Source organism: Burkholderia semiarida (genome assembly GCF_029268935.1).
GTDB lineage: Bacteria > Pseudomonadota > Gammaproteobacteria > Burkholderiales > Burkholderiaceae > Burkholderia > Burkholderia semiarida.
This window is the reverse complement of the sequence record NZ_JAHLCL010000010.1, coordinates 242113-257084: the sequence shown is the minus strand read 5'-3', so window position 1 is coordinate 257084 and position 14972 is coordinate 242113. Positions and strand designations below refer to the sequence as shown.

Annotated in this window: 16 protein-coding genes; 7 read left to right on the top strand and 9 right to left on the bottom strand. The window is 66.2% G+C overall.

The window, feature by feature from the left end:
• The first annotated feature begins 88 nt into the window (after positions 1-88).
• Positions 89-1201 (top strand): NADH:flavin oxidoreductase/NADH oxidase, encoded by a 1113-nt coding sequence (locus tag KPB06_RS34075; protein WP_059580452.1) that lies wholly within the window; start codon positions 89-91, stop codon positions 1199-1201.
• A 177-nt stretch (positions 1202-1378) separates the two neighbouring features.
• Positions 1379-1909 carry an SET domain-containing protein gene (locus KPB06_RS34070; RefSeq protein ID WP_059580454.1) on the top strand — a complete coding sequence of 177 codons (531 nt, stop codon included), beginning with the start codon at positions 1379-1381 and terminating at the stop codon, positions 1907-1909.
• A gap of 158 nt (positions 1910-2067) precedes the next feature.
• Here the strand turns inward: KPB06_RS34070 and KPB06_RS34065 are convergent, their stop codons facing one another.
• Both KPB06_RS34065 and KPB06_RS34060 read right to left on the bottom strand, forming a co-directional pair.
• Entirely contained in the window at positions 2068-3552 is a 1485-nt protein-coding gene (locus KPB06_RS34065; protein WP_059580457.1) for a sensor histidine kinase, read from the bottom strand.
• A gap of 105 nt (positions 3553-3657) precedes the next feature.
• Positions 3658-4350 (bottom strand): response regulator transcription factor, encoded by a 693-nt coding sequence (locus KPB06_RS34060; protein ID WP_275920600.1) that lies wholly within the window; start codon positions 4348-4350, stop codon positions 3658-3660.
• Between the two features lie 122 nt (positions 4351-4472).
• On the opposite strand from KPB06_RS34060, the gene KPB06_RS34055 reads away from it, so the two are divergent.
• On the top strand, positions 4473-4703 hold the full coding sequence (locus tag KPB06_RS34055; protein ID WP_006401493.1) for a DUF3717 domain-containing protein: 231 nt from the start codon (positions 4473-4475) through the stop codon (positions 4701-4703).
• A 92-nt stretch (positions 4704-4795) separates the two neighbouring features.
• On the opposite strand, the gene KPB06_RS34050 is transcribed toward KPB06_RS34055, so the two are convergent.
• Together KPB06_RS34050 and phhA are read right to left on the bottom strand one after the other, a co-directional pair.
• Complete coding sequence (locus tag KPB06_RS34050) at positions 4796-5173, bottom strand: 4a-hydroxytetrahydrobiopterin dehydratase (RefSeq protein ID WP_264160231.1); 378 nt, start codon at positions 5171-5173, stop codon at positions 4796-4798.
• 60 nt (positions 5174-5233) lie between these two features.
• The gene (gene phhA, locus KPB06_RS34045) at positions 5234-6160 is read right to left on the bottom strand and encodes a phenylalanine 4-monooxygenase (RefSeq protein WP_081066479.1); all 927 of its coding nucleotides are present in this window, start codon (positions 6158-6160) and stop codon (positions 5234-5236) included.
• Between the two features lie 106 nt (positions 6161-6266).
• On the opposite strand from phhA, the gene KPB06_RS34040 reads away from it, so the two are divergent.
• Positions 6267-6752, top strand: a complete 486-nt coding sequence (locus tag KPB06_RS34040; RefSeq protein WP_059580460.1) for an Lrp/AsnC family transcriptional regulator — start codon at positions 6267-6269, stop codon at positions 6750-6752.
• Positions 6753-6806: 54 nt separating this feature from the next.
• Here KPB06_RS34040 and KPB06_RS34035 read toward each other — a convergent pair whose 3' ends face one another.
• The 5 genes from KPB06_RS34035 to KPB06_RS34015 all read right to left on the bottom strand — a co-directional run bounded on the left by KPB06_RS34035 (position 6807) and on the right by KPB06_RS34015 (position 11141).
• A complete protein-coding gene (locus tag KPB06_RS34035; protein WP_059580462.1) occupies positions 6807-7340 on the bottom strand; it encodes a class IV adenylate cyclase in 534 nt (177 codons plus the stop codon).
• Positions 7341-7474: 134 nt separating this feature from the next.
• Positions 7475-8281 (bottom strand): hypothetical protein, encoded by an 807-nt coding sequence (locus KPB06_RS34030; protein WP_059580465.1) that lies wholly within the window; start codon positions 8279-8281, stop codon positions 7475-7477.
• Positions 8281-9087 carry a hypothetical protein gene (locus KPB06_RS34025; RefSeq protein WP_059580467.1) on the bottom strand — a complete coding sequence of 269 codons (807 nt, stop codon included), beginning with the start codon at positions 9085-9087 and terminating at the stop codon, positions 8281-8283. The genes KPB06_RS34030 and KPB06_RS34025 overlap by 1 nt, the downstream gene beginning before the upstream one ends.
• A 1-nt stretch (position 9088) precedes the next feature.
• Positions 9089-10090, bottom strand: a complete 1002-nt coding sequence (locus tag KPB06_RS34020) for a hypothetical protein (RefSeq protein ID WP_059580468.1) — start codon at positions 10088-10090, stop codon at positions 9089-9091.
• 151 nt (positions 10091-10241) lie between these two features.
• Entirely contained in the window at positions 10242-11141 is a 900-nt protein-coding gene (locus KPB06_RS34015) for a LysR family transcriptional regulator (RefSeq protein WP_059580472.1), read from the bottom strand.
• Positions 11142-11305: 164 nt separating this feature from the next.
• Here KPB06_RS34015 and KPB06_RS34010 point away from each other — a divergent pair, with 164 nt between their 5' ends.
• The 3 genes from KPB06_RS34010 to KPB06_RS34000 all read left to right on the top strand — a co-directional run bounded on the left by KPB06_RS34010 (position 11306) and on the right by KPB06_RS34000 (position 14945).
• Positions 11306-12991, top strand: coding sequence for a GMC family oxidoreductase (locus KPB06_RS34010; RefSeq protein ID WP_155634616.1), 1686 nt, complete (start codon positions 11306-11308; stop codon positions 12989-12991).
• A gap of 422 nt (positions 12992-13413) precedes the next feature.
• Positions 13414-14193, top strand: a complete 780-nt coding sequence (locus KPB06_RS34005; protein ID WP_006477266.1) for an ABC transporter ATP-binding protein — start codon at positions 13414-13416, stop codon at positions 14191-14193.
• The gene (locus KPB06_RS34000) at positions 14190-14945 is read left to right on the top strand and encodes an ABC transporter ATP-binding protein (RefSeq protein WP_059580474.1); all 756 of its coding nucleotides are present in this window, start codon (positions 14190-14192) and stop codon (positions 14943-14945) included. Before KPB06_RS34005 ends, KPB06_RS34000 begins: the two co-directional genes overlap by 4 nt.
• The last annotated feature ends 27 nt before the right edge of the window (positions 14946-14972 follow it).

The following is a 14972-nucleotide window of genomic DNA, read 5'->3' as shown; positions in this document are numbered from 1 at the left end:
ATCCGCTTACTGCCGAGCACGCCGTCTGCACGCTTCGAGCCTGCGTGCTACGCTCGTCCGCTCTTCCCTTTCCTGGCGAGCGGCTTCCATGACTGCGCTGTTTTCTCCGTTCACGCTGCGCGGCGTGACCCTTCCGAACCGGATCGTGATTTCGCCGATGTGCCAGTACTCGGCCGAACGCGGCGAAGCGACCGACTGGCACATGATTCATCTCGGCCATCTCGCGCTGTCGGGTGCGGGGCTGCTGTGCATCGAAGCGACCGCGGTGGAACCCGACGGACGCATCACGCATGGCGACCTCGGCCTGTGGGACGACGTGACCGAAGCCGCGCTGAAGCCGGTGCTGGCCGCGATCCGCAAGCATTCGCCGATCCGCGTCGCGATGCAGTTGTCGCACGCGGGGCGCAAGGCGTCGAGCGCGGTGCCGTGGGAGGGCGGTCAGCTCGTGCCGGTCGCCGACGGTGGCTGGCTGCCGCATGGCCCGTCGGCCGTGCCGCACAAGGACGGCGAGACGCCGCCGCTCGCGCTCGATGCGGCGGGCCTGAACCGCATCCGCGACGCGTTCGCGGCGTCGGCCAGACGGGCCGCGCGGCTCGGCATCGACGCGATCGAAGTGCACGCGGCGCACGGCTACCTGCTGCATCAGTTCCTGTCGCCGCTCGCGAACCGGCGCACCGACGAATACGGCGGCTCGCGCGAAAACCGGATGCGGTTTCCGCTGGAGATCTTCGAGATCGTGCGCGCCGCGTTTCCGGAAGACCGGCCGGTCGGCGTGCGCGTGTCCGCGACCGACTGGGTCGAAGGCGGCTGGGAGCTCGACGATACGATCGCGTTCGCGCACGAACTGAAGCGCCGCGGCTGCGACTGGATCGACGTGTCGTCCGGCGGCGTGTCGCCGCTGCAGAAGATTCCGCTGTCGCCCGGCTACCAGGTGCCGTTCGCGCAGGCGGTGAAGCGGGCGGTCGGCATGCCGACGATCGCGGTCGGCCTGATCAACGAACCCGCGCATGCGAACCGGCTGATCGAGGCCGGCGATGCCGATTTCGTCGCGATGGCGCGCGCGATGCTGTACGACCCGCGCTGGCCGTGGCACGCGGCGGCCGAGCTCGGCGCGCAGGTGACGGCGCCGCCGCAGTACTGGCGCTCGCAGCCGCGCGAGCACAAGGCGCTGTTCGGCGACGTCTCGTTCGGCCAGCGCTGAGTACATCGCGCAATATTGCGCGCGATGTTGAACGAAGCAATCGTGAACGTGTAGGATGCGGGTGATTCGCCGCCTCCCCCGACGCGGCACCGACCGGTGCCGCGTTTTCGTTTGGCGCGGCGCCCGGCCGCGATCGCGGCCGCTTCCATTCAAGTCGTCTTCACAAGGATTGGTTCGATGAGTTCACGCAGGATCGCGGTGCGCCGCTCGGGAGTACACGGCAAGGGCGTGTTTGCCGTGGCGCCGATCAAGGCCGGCGAGCGCGTAGTGGAATACAAGGGCGAGCGAATCTCGTGGAAGGAAGCGCTGCGCCGTCATCCGCACGACCCGAGCGAGCCGAATCATACGTTCTACTTCGCACTCGATGAAGGCGGCGTGATCGATGGCAAGGTCGACGGCAACAGCGCGCGCTGGATCAATCATTCGTGCGCGCCGAACTGCGAGGCCGAGGAAGTCAAGGGCCGCGTATACATCCACGCGCTGCGCGACATCGGGCCGGAAGAGGAGCTGTTCTACGACTATGGCCTCGTGATCGACGCGAAGCTGACGAAGAAGCTCAAGCGCGAATACGCGTGCCACTGCGGCGCCGAGTCGTGCCGCGGCACGTTGCTCGCGACGTCCGACGAAGGCGGGAAGAAGAAAAAGAAGAAGGACAAGAAGGACGGCAAGTCCGCCTCCGGGTCGAAGGACAAGAAGAACAGGAAGTGATGCAGGCGGCAGCGCATCGCGCGCTGCCGCCGTCGTTTCAGCCGTCGGTTGCCGCGTCATGGCGGCCCGTCGTCCGCTTTCCGCCTTTCCGTTCCTTTCCGGCGCGCGGCCCGAGCAACGGGCCAGCGGTTGCCCGCCGTGAATCGACCGGTGATCGTTCAGTGCGTCGGCGCCGCGGCCGGCGTTTCGCTGGCCGGTTTTTCCGTGCGCGCGGCGAGCGGCACCCTCACCACGAAGCGCGAGCCGCCTTCCGATGCATCCTCGTACGACACGGTGCCGCCGTGCATCGCGATGATGTCGTGCACGATCGCGAGCCCGAGCCCGGCACCCGTTTCAACGCCGTTGCCGCTTTGCGCGTCGCCGCGGAAAAAGCGCTTGAACAGGTCGGCCTGCTGATTCGCGGGCACGCCCGGGCCGTTGTCCTCGACCACGATCTCCGCGGCCGGCTGGCCGTCGTCGAGCGTACCGCGCGCGACGTTGACGGTGATCCGCGCGCCGTCCGGCCGCGCGAGCGGCACGTACTTCAGTGCGTTGTCGAGCAGGTTCGCGATCACCTCGCGCAACAGTACCGGGTTGCCGCGCACGTTCAGCTTCTCGTCGTCGCCGGGGTCGTCGCTGCGCTGGAAGCCGAGGTCGACATGCGATGCGAGCGCGCGCGGCACCCATTCGGCACCCGTCTCGAACGCCATCGCCGCGAGATCGACATCGACGAAGCGGGCGGCCTGTTCGCCCGGCTCGGCACGCGCGAGCGACAGCAGCTGGTTGGACAGCCGCACCGCGCGGTCGGCGGCCGCGCGCAGCTCGCGCACCGCGGCGAAGGTCTGCTGCGGGTCGCGCGCGACGGCCGCCTGCTCGGCATGCAGCTTCACCGCGGTGAGCGGCGTGCGCAGCTGGTGCGCGGCGTCGGCGATGAACTTGCGCTGCGCGTCGAGCGCGGTCTTCAGCCGGCCGAGCAGCGCGTTCATCGCGCTCGTCAGCGGCCGGATCTCCAGCGGCACGTCGGTTTCGTCGACCGGCTCCAGCGACGTGTGGGTCTGCCGGTTCAGCGAATCGGCGAGATGCGTGAGCGGGCCCAGCTGCTGGTTCACGACGCGCCATACGATGCCCCAGCCCGCGAGCAGCAGCAGCAGCAACGGCATCATGATCGCGACGAGGAATTCGGCCGCGATCCGGTAGCGGTGCCGCACCGGCTGAGCGACTTCGACGACCATCGGCTTGCCGCCCTCGACGTCGTCGACGCGCACCTGCGCGACCCGCACCGCACGGTTGTCGTACTCGGCCTCGAACACGTACGCGTGATGCATGCGGCGCACGTTGATGCCCTGCAGCGGCAGCTTCGGGTCGCCGGCGAGTTCCTGCTCGCCGTCGCTGATCCGGTAGATCAACGCTTCGGCGGGATCGGAGAACATCGCCTGCGCGAGCGGCGGCACCGTGAACGGCGCGTCCGGGCCGGCGATCTGGATCTGTTTGGAGATGGCGGTCGCGAGATCGGCGAGCGAGCGGTCGATCACGTGCTGCGTGTATTGCCACGCGAGCCAGTAGGCGATCAGGCCGCTCATCAGCGCGAGCATCGACAGCGGGGCGGCGAGGCGCCGGAGCAGCGAGCGGCGCAGGCTGGTGGTCACAGCCGGATCAGAAGACATTTCGACGGGCAAATGGATAAGCGCCGCTCACGGAGAGCGGCGCGGTCGTGCGCCGGGCGGCGATGCGGAGCCGTCCGCACGCGGTCGGCCGGCGCGCGGCGTCGCTCAGACGCTCGCGGTCTGGCGGATTTCCTGCAGCAGGTAGCCGAAGCCGCGCACCGTGACGATTTCGACCCGGCACTGCTCGAGTTTCTTGCGGACGCGGTGCACGTAGACTTCGATCGCGGTGTCGCCGAGATCGCCGCCGAAGTGCGTGAGGTGATCGTGCAACTGGGCCTTGCTGACGACGCGGCCGTGACGCAGCAGCAGCATTTCCAGCACCGCGAATTCGCGCGGCGACAGTTCGAGCGGCTTGTCGTCGTTGAAGATGCGGCGGTCGACGCCCGACAGGCGGACGCCGCCGAGCGACACTTCCGGACGCGGCATGTCGCTGTGCGGGCCGCTGCGGCGCATCACCGCGCGGATGCGCGCTTCGAGCTCGGCCGGCTCGAACGGCTTGAGCATGTAGTCGTCGGCGCCCGAGTTCAGGCCCTGGATCCGGTCGTTCAGCTCGTCGCGTGCGGTCAGCACGATCACGGGCGTGTGGCGGTTGGTCTGGCGAAAGCGCGTGAGCAGCGTCATCCCGTCGATGCCCGGCAGGCCGAGGTCGAGGATCACGAGTTCGTGGCGATTCTGTGCCAGCGCCTGCTCGGCAAAAATGCCGTCATGCACCATGTCGACGGTGAAGCCAGCCTGCTCGAGGCTGCTCTGGATACCGCGTGCGATGGGGCGGTCGTCTTCGATCAGAAGGAGTCGCATGAAGTTCGCTCAAGTACAATGGGTTGGCGGTTCAGGCACGCGGACAGCACGAAGCCGTTTCCACAGGGGCGCCGCATCGCCTGACATCAAGCATGGCGGCCAGCGAACGATTAAATCCAATCATGTCCGATATTTCGATCCACGACCTCGAAGCCGCGATCAATTTCTGGCGCGCCCGCTCGCCGTCGAGCGGCGACGAACTCAAACTCTGCGAAGAGGCTAGCGCGCTTTCCAAGCCGTATGCGCTGCTGATTGTACAGCGCGAAAGCGCGCTGCAACTGGAAGGTTTAGACCCCAAGGCGCGGAAAGCGTACGAGACTTACGTGCGCCTTAAGGATGGCTTGGAAAGCTGAAGGCTTTCGCTGAGTACATCCTAGAAAACGTTCAGCGAAATGAAAAGTTGACGCGCCGCGCAACGAACGATGCGCGGCGGTGCAGGCTGGACTCAGGCGCCCGGTTGCGCGTGCGCGGCGGCGCCGTCGATGAACCGCGCGAGTTCGATGTCGCGTTCGGTCAGGCCGTCGGCGTCGTGGGTCGACAGCGTGACGTCGACGCGGTTGTACACGTTGAACCATTCCGGATGGTGGTTCATTTCCTGCGCCTTGATCGCGACACGCGTCATGAAGCCGAATGCCTCGTTGAAATCGGCGAAGCGCAGGCGGCGCTGGATTGCGTCGCGGCCCGTCACGGCCGTCCAGAGCGGCAGGCCTTCGAGCCGCGTCTTGCGTTCTTCGGATGTGAGCTTGTGGATCATCTTGCACCTCTCGTTCGGTAACGGCGCCCGCGCGCGGCTGCGCCGCGCGGCGCAGCCGGCATCGTTCATTGTTTCATAGTTGCGCGAAGGACGACGGGCGGGCGGCGGTTCGCGCGGGCGCCCGACGCGTCACGCGTCGGCGTCGTCGGGCCAGCCTTCGCCCGTGCCGCGATGCAGCACGCGGTCGGTTTCGAGCACCGCGCCGGCCGCGAATTCGGGCAGCGCCGCGAGCCGGTCGGCCAGCGCGCGGCCGTCGACGTCGGCGAGCGCGAACAACTGCGCGAAATCGTCGATCACGAAGTAGGTCTTCTGGAACGTGTCGATGCGGTACTTCGTGCGCATCACGCGCTCGAGGTCGAACCCGAGCCGGTTCGGCGCCGCGCTTTCGAGGCTGTACAGGCTTTCGCCCTTGCTCGACACGATGCCGGCGCCGTAGATCGACAGGCCGTTCGTCCCGCGCGGGTCGCGAATCAGCCCGAATTCCACCGTATACCAGTAGAGCCGCGCGAGCCGCGCGAGCGCTGCTTCGTCGTCGGCGACCGCGAGCGCGACGCGGCCATACGCCTGCATGTAGTCGGCGAACACCGGCTCGATCAGCAGCGGCACGTGGCCGAACAGGTCGTGGAAGCAGTCGGGTTCCTGCAGGTAGTCGAGCTGGTCGGGACGGCGCATCCACCAGGTGACCGGGAAGCGCCGGTTCGCGAGGTGCGCGAAGAACACGCGGTCGGGCACGAGGCCCGGCACCGCGACGATTTCCCAGCCGGTCGCGGGCTTCAGCTGGCGGTTCACGTCGGCAAACGACGGCACGCGATCGGCCGGCAGCGCGATCTTGCCGAGCCCGCCGACGAACGCGTCGCACGCACGGCCGCGCAGCAGCGCCGACTGGCGCGCATAGAGCTGCTTCCACACCGCGTGGTCGACCTGGCCGTAGCGCTGCAGTGGCTGGTCGATGGTGAAATCAGCACGGGTTTCGAGGCCCGCGTCGAACTGCTCTTGCAGTTTCGCGGTGACGACGGTGGACATGATCAGGCTCTGCACGCTGTGGTTGGGAATCATGCAAGTGTAGAGCGGGACGCGCGCGGATTGGGCGCATAGTTGGCGAAGATTGGCATGATGATGCGATAATCGCGCATCAAATCACGAATCAATGCGGAGAACACTCATGGTGGAACTCGATCACTTCGATCTCGCGCTGCTGGACGTGCTGCAGCGCTTCGGTCGCGCGACGCATCAGCAGCTGGGCGAGGAGGTGCCGCTGTCGCCGTCGCAGATCGGGCGACGGCTGCAGCGGCTCGAGGCGGCCGGCGTGATCGAAGGCTACCGCGTGATGCTGCGCCCCGAAAAGCTCGGGCTCGGTGTGACCGCGTTCACGAGCCTGAAGCTCAAGCATCACGGCGATTCGATCATCGAGCAGTTCCAGCAGCAGATCGACGTGCTGCCCGAAGTGCTCGAATGCCACGCGGTGGTGGGCGATGCCGACTACCTGCTGCGGATCGTCGCGCCCGATCTCAACGCGCTGTCGCAGTTCGTGATGAAGAAGCTGATGCGGGTGCCGGGCGTCGACAGCGTGCGCTCGAACATCGTGCTGACGACCTTCAAGCGCAACGGTGCGCTGCCGCTGGCGCACCTGGCGACGGGGGCCGCGTGACGGCGCGCCGACGCTGACGGCAGGGCGCGCGGCCCCGCCGCTCGTGGGGCCGGATCAGGCCGCTTCGGATTGCGCGTCGGCGTTCAGCAGGTCGACATAAGCGACCGCGACGAGGTCCTCCTGCGCGACGCCGAGCTTCGCGAACACGTCATGCGCCTCGGCCTCGCCGCCGGCTTCGTCGTCGTCCGGGCCGAGCACGACCTCCAGCTCGATGAAATCGCCGAGGCCGTCGACGCGGTCGAGGTGAATGCGCGTACGGCCCGCGAGGTACACGTGCCGCTCCTTCGTCACGATCCCGCGCGTGGTCAGCGCGGTGGCGAGCAGCGCATGCATCGCGTCGGGGTTTGTCACCGGGCTGCGCGTGTAGTACGACGCTTTCGGGCCGTCGCGGTCGTCGCGCTGATAGAAGATCAGCTCGGCCGGCGTGCCGTCCTCGAAGCGGCGCAGCTTCAGCCGGCCGCGCGGTACGTCGTAGAAGAAATCCTGCTGACGGTAGAAGAGCGGCGCTTCGGTCGCGAGCTTCGCCGCCTGTTCGCGCAGCCGGTCGAATTCGCGGGCGTGGGCTTTGATCTCGATGTTGCGGGCCATGCGGGTCTCCTTCAATCGGGGTCTCGCGGTGTGCGAACGCACAATCTAGCAAAAAGCCTGGGTAGGTGGCGTGACGAGCGGGCGGCGAGCCGACTGCTGCGGAGGGTAGGGGCGCAATGCGGGGCTCGCAGGGATCAGCGCGCGCGCCGAAGCGATGCCAGTTTCGCCGACAGGCGGAACAGCAGGAAGGTGCGGCGGAGCGCTTGAACTTTCTCGTATTCCTGATTGATGAAGCGTCGGCCGGTTTGGCGTTCGTACCGGTATAACTCGTACAGGTAGGCCACTCTCGGCCCGATGGAGACGGCAGTGACGTAAGAAAATGTCAGCGTGTACAGCGATGTCACGATCAGAATCGCGCCGCTGCTTTCGCCGATGTAGGTATTCAGCGCAATCGGCAGGTTGACGGTCAAGGCGATGGTCGCCGGTGCGAGCCTGTTGGTGGGAACGGTCTTGCCGCAATTGGGATCGATCGTGAACGAACGGATATCAGCGAGGTATTCGTTATTTCTGAAACGGCGACCGGGATGGCGCTTGAGTTCGCGGAGCTTGAGGGCAAACGGAAACGCGAGCGAGGCCAGCACGGCCGCGTGATAGAGGAAGACGAAAAGTAGGTACGGCTTGGTGGATGCTGGTTTTTCGATGAATGACCACACGCTCAACATAGCGGTACCCATCAGAAGACCGAATACGGCAACGATATAGACTGTGAACGCCGCCAGAAAACGTACGGACAGCGTGGAGCGATACTTGATCTGGTATCCGGCAGCCATCCCTGCGACAAGAATCGCAAGCATGGGCCAGCTCATGATCTGGAACGCGATGCCGTTTGCCTTCGCGATGGCGTACAGGCAGAAGCCGACGATCATGACGCTGCAAGGGCCGAGGCAAAGCGGGGCATGGCAGAGAAGCGGCCGCGCGCGCTCGAGGTCGGGAAACATCATCAGTGCGCGCGCCGAAACGATGCCAATTTCGCCAACAAGCGGCACAGGAGGAAGGTGCGGCGGAGCGCCTGTACTTTCTCGTATTCCTGGTTGATGAAGCGTCGGCCGGTTTGGCGCTCATATCGGTACAACTCATACAGGTAGGCCAGTTTCGGCCCGATGAAGACGGCGGCGACGTAAGAAAATAACAGCGCGTACAGCGATGTCGCGATCAGAAGCGCGCTGCTGTTTTTGCCGATGTAGGTATTCAACGCAATCGGCAGGGTGACGGTCAGGGCGATGGTCGCTGGCGCGAGCCTGTTAGTGGGAACGGTCTTTCCGCAGTTGGGATCGATCGTGAACGTGCGGGTATCGGCGAGGTATTGGTTATTCCTGAAACGGCGATCGGGATGGCGCTTCAGTTCGCGGAGTTTGAGGGCAAACGGCAACGCGAGTGCGGTCAATATGGTTGCGTGATAAAGAAACACGAAAAGCAGGTACGGCATGCTGGACGCCGGTTTTTCGATGAGCGACCACGCACTCAACAAAGCGGTACCCATCAGGAGACCGAATCCGCCAACGATATAAATCATGATCGCCGCCAGCGAGCGTACGGACAGCGTGGAACGGTATTTGATGTGGTATCCGGCAGCCGGTCCCGCGACAAGGATCGCCAGCATAGGCCCACTTATAAGCTTGAACGCGATGCCGTTAGCTTTCGCGATGACGCTCAGGCAGAGGCCGACGAGTATGAAGTTGACGAGGCCGAGGTAAATCGGCGCATGGCGAAGAAGCGGGCGGGCGCGCTCGAGATCGGGAAACATCATGTCAGTTATCCAGCAGGCGTCGGGCTTGCGATTCTGCAAGGTCGGGGCCGATGGAGGCGTTCCAGAGCACTTGTATGCCGAATCCGACTCCGAACGAGAACAGAATGACCGGGAGCGCACTGGCGCCGGCCCAGAGGAGAATAGCGGACGTTGCCGTCGAAAAACCAAACCCGAGTAGATTCCCGCTTTGACTCCGCGCAGACGCGAGCATGAACGCACGACTGTCGAATCTCAACGCGCCCTGCGTATCCCGGCTGATACTCGCCGCCATGTCGAGTGCCAGACTCGGCGCAAACGTCAGAACACCGCTGCCGATCAGGCTGCCGGCGTACAGGTGCCTGAGTGGCGAAATCCTGGGCGTGAGCTGTTTGAGATCCGCCGCCTTGAGCGCGGCAGTCGTGGTTTGCGTGCGCGGATTGTGCTTCGCATGCGGCCCGAGCGCCGGCTGGACGCTCTGGATCGGCAGGTTGCGTATCCGCAGCTTCGGACGGGGTTTTCCCTTTCCCGTGGTGTTGGCGTCATAGAGCGTGACGGAATGGTTGATCTTCACGCTTGGTGCAGCGCGGCGGAGCAACGTCTGCGCGCCCGCGTCGATGTTGCGTTTCAGGGACAGCGCATGCGCAGCATGGGCCGCACCGAGCCCGGTGTTGAGGTTTCCGACGATGCTTCCCGGCCCCACCAGGTTGTTGCGGCCTTCTTCGTAAAGCCGGGCGAGCGTTCCTGGATCGCCGGTATGCCCGCTGTCCGCGACGTCATGCACCCAGTCGGACGCGGAACACTGGCCCGATGTGACGAGCGCGTGCAGAAGCTCGCTCGCAAGATGCGGATCGAGATCGAAATCGCCACTGAAGGAATCGTCGCCGATCAACCAGCCGTTGCGTTGATGCGTGCGAATGCTGGTATGGGGAGGCAGGTTTTCAGCGAGCGTGCGGCGATGGCGTCGCAACGCATCGCATACCGCGAAGCTTTGCGATCGCGCGTGATCGGCGAGCGGACCGGTCATGTCTGGATTTCCCGTGTTCGATAGACGAATCAACGAGATTACAAACGTCTTTCACTCGCTTCAATTGGACCGGAACGAAAGTTGAACCGCCGGTCGATCTATCCGCGCGATCTTTTCACCCGCCAGCCCGATCACGCACGATGAGCGTCGCTCATATCGCCCACTGCGCTTCGATCAACCGCAGCGCGGCCGCGATCGCCGGTTCGTCGCGCCGCTCGGCGAGCGTCACGAACGTCAGTTCGGTCGGCACCGTCACGCGTTCGACGATCGTCAGCGCATGCGCGTGCGCCTCGGCCAGCGCGGTCGAATCGCGTGCGAGCGTCAACCCGATCCCCGATTTCACGAGGTCGAGCATCGACTGCTCCTGGTCGACCTCGGCCACCTTGACCGGCTGCGCGCCGGCCGCCGCGAACAGCCGCGACAGCAGCCGGTGGTGCGCGGACGCGGGCGGCGTCCAGATCCACGGCAGCGCGGCGAGCGCGCGCCAGTCGTGCGCGCGCTGCACGCGCTCCTTCCAGCCAGCCGGCGCGAGCACGCGGTACTGGAAATGCGTGAGCGTGACGGTGTGGAACAGCGCGTTGTCGCGCGGCGCGTCCTCGTCGGGCCGGCCGATGTAGTAGCCGACGTCGAGCGCCTGCGCGCGCACCTGTTCGAGCACCCAGCCCGACATCCCGTGCCGCAGCGCGGTCTCGATCTGCGGATGGGTCTCGACCAGCGCGCGCAGGAAGCCGCCGAGCCGCAGGAACGCCGGATCGAGGATCGTGCCGATCCGCAGCCGGCCGCGCACCTCGTGACGCAGCGCGGCAGCGGCGCGCTGCACGTCGGCGGCCGCGGCTAGCGCGCGTTCCGCATGCGGCAGCAGCGTCTGGCCGTCGCGGGTGAGCGCGAGCCCGCGCGACGTACGCGTGAACAGCACGACGCCCAGCGTTTCCTGCAGATGCTTGATTTGCAGGCTGACGGCCGGCTGTGTCAGATGCAGCTGTGCGGCGGCGCGCGTCAGGTTGCCTTCGCGCGCGACCGTCGCGAACGCGCGGAGCAGGGTGAGATCCATCGTCGTGATATGAGCGCGGCTTATAACGCAGTTCAGCATAACTCATTGGATCGGCGGACGGCGGCGGGAGTACGCTTCATCGGTCGCGTCGGCCCCGGCGCACTATGCCGAAAATGACGCGCGGGAACACAAGCGCGGCACACAAGAACGAAGGAGACAACACCGTGAGTACACCACGCACGCTCGAGGGCGAATTCGACTACGTGATCGTCGGCGCGGGCACCGCGGGCTGCGTGCTCGCGAACCGCCTGACCGAGGATCCCGACATCCGCGTGCTGCTGCTCGAAGCGGGCGGCAAGGATGACTATCACTGGATTCATATCCCGGTCGGCTATCTGTATTGCATCGGCAACCCGCGCACCGACTGGCTGTACAAGACCCAGCCCGAAGCGGCGCTCAACGGCCGTGCGCTGTCGTATCCGCGCGGCCGCGTGCTCGGCGGCTGCTCGTCGATCAACGGGATGATCTACATGCGCGGCCAGCGCGAGGACTACGACAACTGGGCTCAGGAAACCGGCGACGCCGGCTGGTCGTGGGACAGCGTGCTGCCGATCTTCAAGCGCAGCGAGGATCACCATGCGGGCGCGAGCGACGCGCACGGCGCGGGCGGCTACTGGCGCGTCGAGAAGCAGCGGCTGCGCTGGGAAATCCTCGAATCGTTCGCGCAGGCCGCGCAGCAGACGGGCATTCCCGCCACCGACGATTTCAACCGCGGCGACAATGCCGGGGTCGGCTATTTCGAGGTGAACCAGAAGCGCGGCGTGCGCTGGAATACGTCGAAGGCGTTCCTGCGGCCCGCGATGGCGCGCCCGAACCTGACCGTGATCACCGGCGCGCACGCGCAGCGCGTGATTTTCGACGGGCGGCGCGCGGTCGGCGTCGAATACCACGGCGGCGGCACCGATTACGTCGCGCGGGCGAGCGCGGAAGTGCTGCTGACGTCGGGCGCGGTGAATTCGCCGCAACTGCTCGAACTGTCGGGTATCGGCGACGGCCGGCGGCTGCAGGCGCTCGGCATCGACGTCGTGCACGATCTGCCGGGCGTCGGCGAAAACCTGCAGGATCACCTGCAATTGCGGATGGCGTTTCGTGTCGACGGCGTGCGTACGCTCAATACACTCTCCGCGCGCTGGTGGGGCAAGCTGATGATCGGCGCCGAATATGCGCTGCTGCAGCGCGGGCCGATGTCGATGGCGCCGTCGCAACTGGGCGCGTTCGCGAAATCGGATCCGGACGATCCCGCGCTCACGCGCCCCGATCTCCAGTACCACGTGCAGCCGCTGTCGCTCGAGCGCTTCGGCGAGCCGCTGCACGGGTTCAACGCCTTCACGGCGTCGGTGTGCCACTTGCGGCCGAGCTCGCGCGGCAGCGTGCACGTGACGAGCGCCGATCCGCGCAGCGCACCGGCGATCGCGCCGAACTATCTGTCGACCGATCACGATCGGCACGTCGCCGCGAACGCGTTGCGCCTCACGCGCCGCATCGCGTCCGCGCCGGCGCTCGCGCGCTATCGCCCCGAGGAAATCCTGCCGGGCACGCAGTACCGGACCGAGGCCGAACTGGTCGATGCGGCCGGCGTCGTCGGCACGACGATCTTCCACCCGGTCGGCACGTGCCGGATGGGGCGCGCCGACGACGAGCGGGCGGTGGTCGACAGCCGGCTGCGCGTGCGCGGCATCGCCGGGCTGCGGATCGTCGATGCATCGGTGATGCCGCTCATCACGTCGGGCAACACCAATTCGCCGACGCTGATGATCGCCGAGCGCGCGAGCGACATGATTCGCGCCGACCGCCGTGCGGCGCGCGAAACGACGTCGGTGCGAACCGACGCCGCGGTGACGGCGGCATGAAGGCCCGCTGACATGCGCACGAGCGGGCGGTTGCGCGAACGCCGCTGATTCGCGATGCGAAACAAGCTGCCGGTGCGCAAGATCCGTGCGAGCCGCGCGTCGTCGCGCGGCTTTTTTTTACGGCGCGTGCGTACCATGTCCTATGGCAGCTCAACCGGTGATGATGCACGTGTCAAAAAAGCACGGTGAAATTCGCGCGCGGTCGCATCCGACAGGGTGGCCATCCCTATAAGTGCAAATCCCGATGATTGCACTGCACCAACGGCGCGACAATGTTGCGCAATGTGCATACGCGTCGGCGCGGGAGACCACCCTCGAGGCGTACCACGGCGCCCGGGGGCAGCCGGCTGATCCGCTGACCTGTTCGCGGCCGCTTGCGCCAGGCTTCCCGGTGCTTCGCCTGACTTCGTACGGAAGGGAACATGATTCTCGGCGACACGATTCTGGAAACACGCGGACTGACGAAGGAATTCAGGGGCTTCACCGCCGTGAACGGCGTCAACCTGCGTGTGCGGCGCGGTGCGATCCATGCACTGATCGGGCCGAACGGCGCGGGCAAGACCACCTGTTTCAACCTCCTCACCAAATTCCTGACGCCGACGGCCGGCCAGATCGTCTTCAACGGCATCGACATCACCGACGAGCGGCCCGCGCAGGTCGCGCGGCGCGGCATCATCCGCTCGTTCCAGATCTCGGCCGTGTTCCCGCACCTGACCGCGTTGCAGAACGTGCGCATCGGCCTGCAGCGCGCGCTCGGCACCGAATTCCATTTCTGGCGCAGCGAACGCACGCTGAAGCGGCTCGACGATCGCGCGATGGATCTGCTCACGCAGGTCGGCCTCACCGATTTCGCGCACGTGCCGACCGTCGAACTCGCGTACGGCCGCAAGCGCGCGCTCGAGATCGCGACGACGCTCGCGATGGAGCCCGAGCTGATGCTGCTCGACGAGCCCACGCAGGGCATGGGCCACGAGGACGTCGACCGCGTGACCGCGCTGATCAAGAAGGTCGCGAGCGGCCGCACGATCCTGATGGTCGAGCACAACATGAACGTGATCGCGGGGATCTCCGACACGATCACCGTCCTGCAACGCGGCGAGGTGCTGGCCGAAGGCTCGTATGCGGAAGTGTCGAAGAACCCGCTCGTCATCGAAGCCTACATGGGCAGCGCCGACGCGGCGCTCGCGGGGGCGCACGCATGAAGCACAGCGAACGGGAGGAACGCGAATTGAGCGGCGTCGAGAGCGGTACGCCTGCGCTGGAGATCACGGGCCTGGAGGCCTGGTACGGGGAATCCCACATCCTGCATGGCGTCGACCTGACCGTGCATCGCGGCGAGGTCGTCACGCTGCTCGGCCGCAACGGCGCGGGCCGTACGACGACGCTGCGCGCGATCATGGGCCTCACGGGCCGCCGCAGCGGGTCGATCAAGGTCGCCGGCCACGAGACGATCGGCCTCGCGACGCATCGCATCGCGCATTACGGCATCGGCTACTGCCCTGAGGAGCGCGGGATCTTCTCGAGCCTGTCGTGCGAGGAGAACCTGATGCTGCCGCCGCTGATCGGGCCGCGCGAGCATGCGATGTCGCTCGACGAGATCTACGCGATGTTCCCGAACCTCGCGTCGCGCCGGCAGAGCCAGGGCACGCGGCTGTCGGGCGGCGAGCAGCAGATGCTGGCGGTCGCGCGGATCCTGCGCACCGGCGCGAACCTGCTGCTGCTCGACGAGATTTCCGAAGGCCTCGCGCCGGTGATCGTGCAGGCGCTCGCGCGAATGATCGTTGCGCTGAAGGCGCGCGGCTACACGATCGTGATGGTCGAACAGAATTTCCGCTTCGCCGCGCCGCTCGCCGACCGCTTCTACGTGATGGAGCACGGCAGCATCGTCGAGCATTTCCGCGCAGCCGAACTGGAAAGCAAGATGCCGACCCTGCACGACCTGCTCGGTGTGTGACGCCCCCGTTTCCCTTGCCGCTGGCCG

What these genes read in the sequence shown, in the direction of transcription:
- KPB06_RS34070 (WP_059580454.1), top strand. Translation starts at nt 1,379, where the DNA reads ATGAGTTCACGCAGGATCGCGGTGCGCCGCTCGGGAGTACACGGCAAG.
- KPB06_RS34065 (WP_059580457.1), bottom strand. Translation starts at nt 3,552, where the DNA reads ATGTCTTCTGATCCGGCTGTGACCACCAGCCTGCGCCGCTCGCTGCTC.
- KPB06_RS34015 (WP_059580472.1), bottom strand. Translation starts at nt 11,141, where the DNA reads ATGGATCTCACCCTGCTCCGCGCGTTCGCGACGGTCGCGCGCGAAGGC.
- KPB06_RS34060 (WP_275920600.1), bottom strand. Translation starts at nt 4,350, where the DNA reads ATGCGACTCCTTCTGATCGAAGACGACCGCCCCATCGCACGCGGTATC.
- KPB06_RS34035 (WP_059580462.1), bottom strand. Translation starts at nt 7,340, where the DNA reads ATGGCCCGCAACATCGAGATCAAAGCCCACGCCCGCGAATTCGACCGG.
- KPB06_RS34040 (WP_059580460.1), top strand. Translation starts at nt 6,267, where the DNA reads ATGGTGGAACTCGATCACTTCGATCTCGCGCTGCTGGACGTGCTGCAG.
- KPB06_RS34030 (WP_059580465.1), bottom strand. Translation starts at nt 8,281, where the DNA reads ATGATGTTTCCCGACCTCGAGCGCGCGCGGCCGCTTCTCTGCCATGCC.
- KPB06_RS34050 (WP_264160231.1), bottom strand. Translation starts at nt 5,173, where the DNA reads ATGAACGATGCCGGCTGCGCCGCGCGGCGCAGCCGCGCGCGGGCGCCG.
- KPB06_RS34025 (WP_059580467.1), bottom strand. Translation starts at nt 9,087, where the DNA reads ATGATGTTTCCCGATCTCGAGCGCGCCCGCCCGCTTCTTCGCCATGCG.
- KPB06_RS34055 (WP_006401493.1), top strand. Translation starts at nt 4,473, where the DNA reads ATGTCCGATATTTCGATCCACGACCTCGAAGCCGCGATCAATTTCTGG.
- KPB06_RS34020 (WP_059580468.1), bottom strand. Translation starts at nt 10,090, where the DNA reads ATGACCGGTCCGCTCGCCGATCACGCGCGATCGCAAAGCTTCGCGGTA.
- phhA (WP_081066479.1), bottom strand. Translation starts at nt 6,160, where the DNA reads ATGATTCCCAACCACAGCGTGCAGAGCCTGATCATGTCCACCGTCGTC.
- KPB06_RS34000 (WP_059580474.1), top strand. Translation starts at nt 14,190, where the DNA reads ATGAAGCACAGCGAACGGGAGGAACGCGAATTGAGCGGCGTCGAGAGC.
- KPB06_RS34005 (WP_006477266.1), top strand. Translation starts at nt 13,414, where the DNA reads ATGATTCTCGGCGACACGATTCTGGAAACACGCGGACTGACGAAGGAA.
- KPB06_RS34075 (WP_059580452.1), top strand. Translation starts at nt 89, where the DNA reads ATGACTGCGCTGTTTTCTCCGTTCACGCTGCGCGGCGTGACCCTTCCG.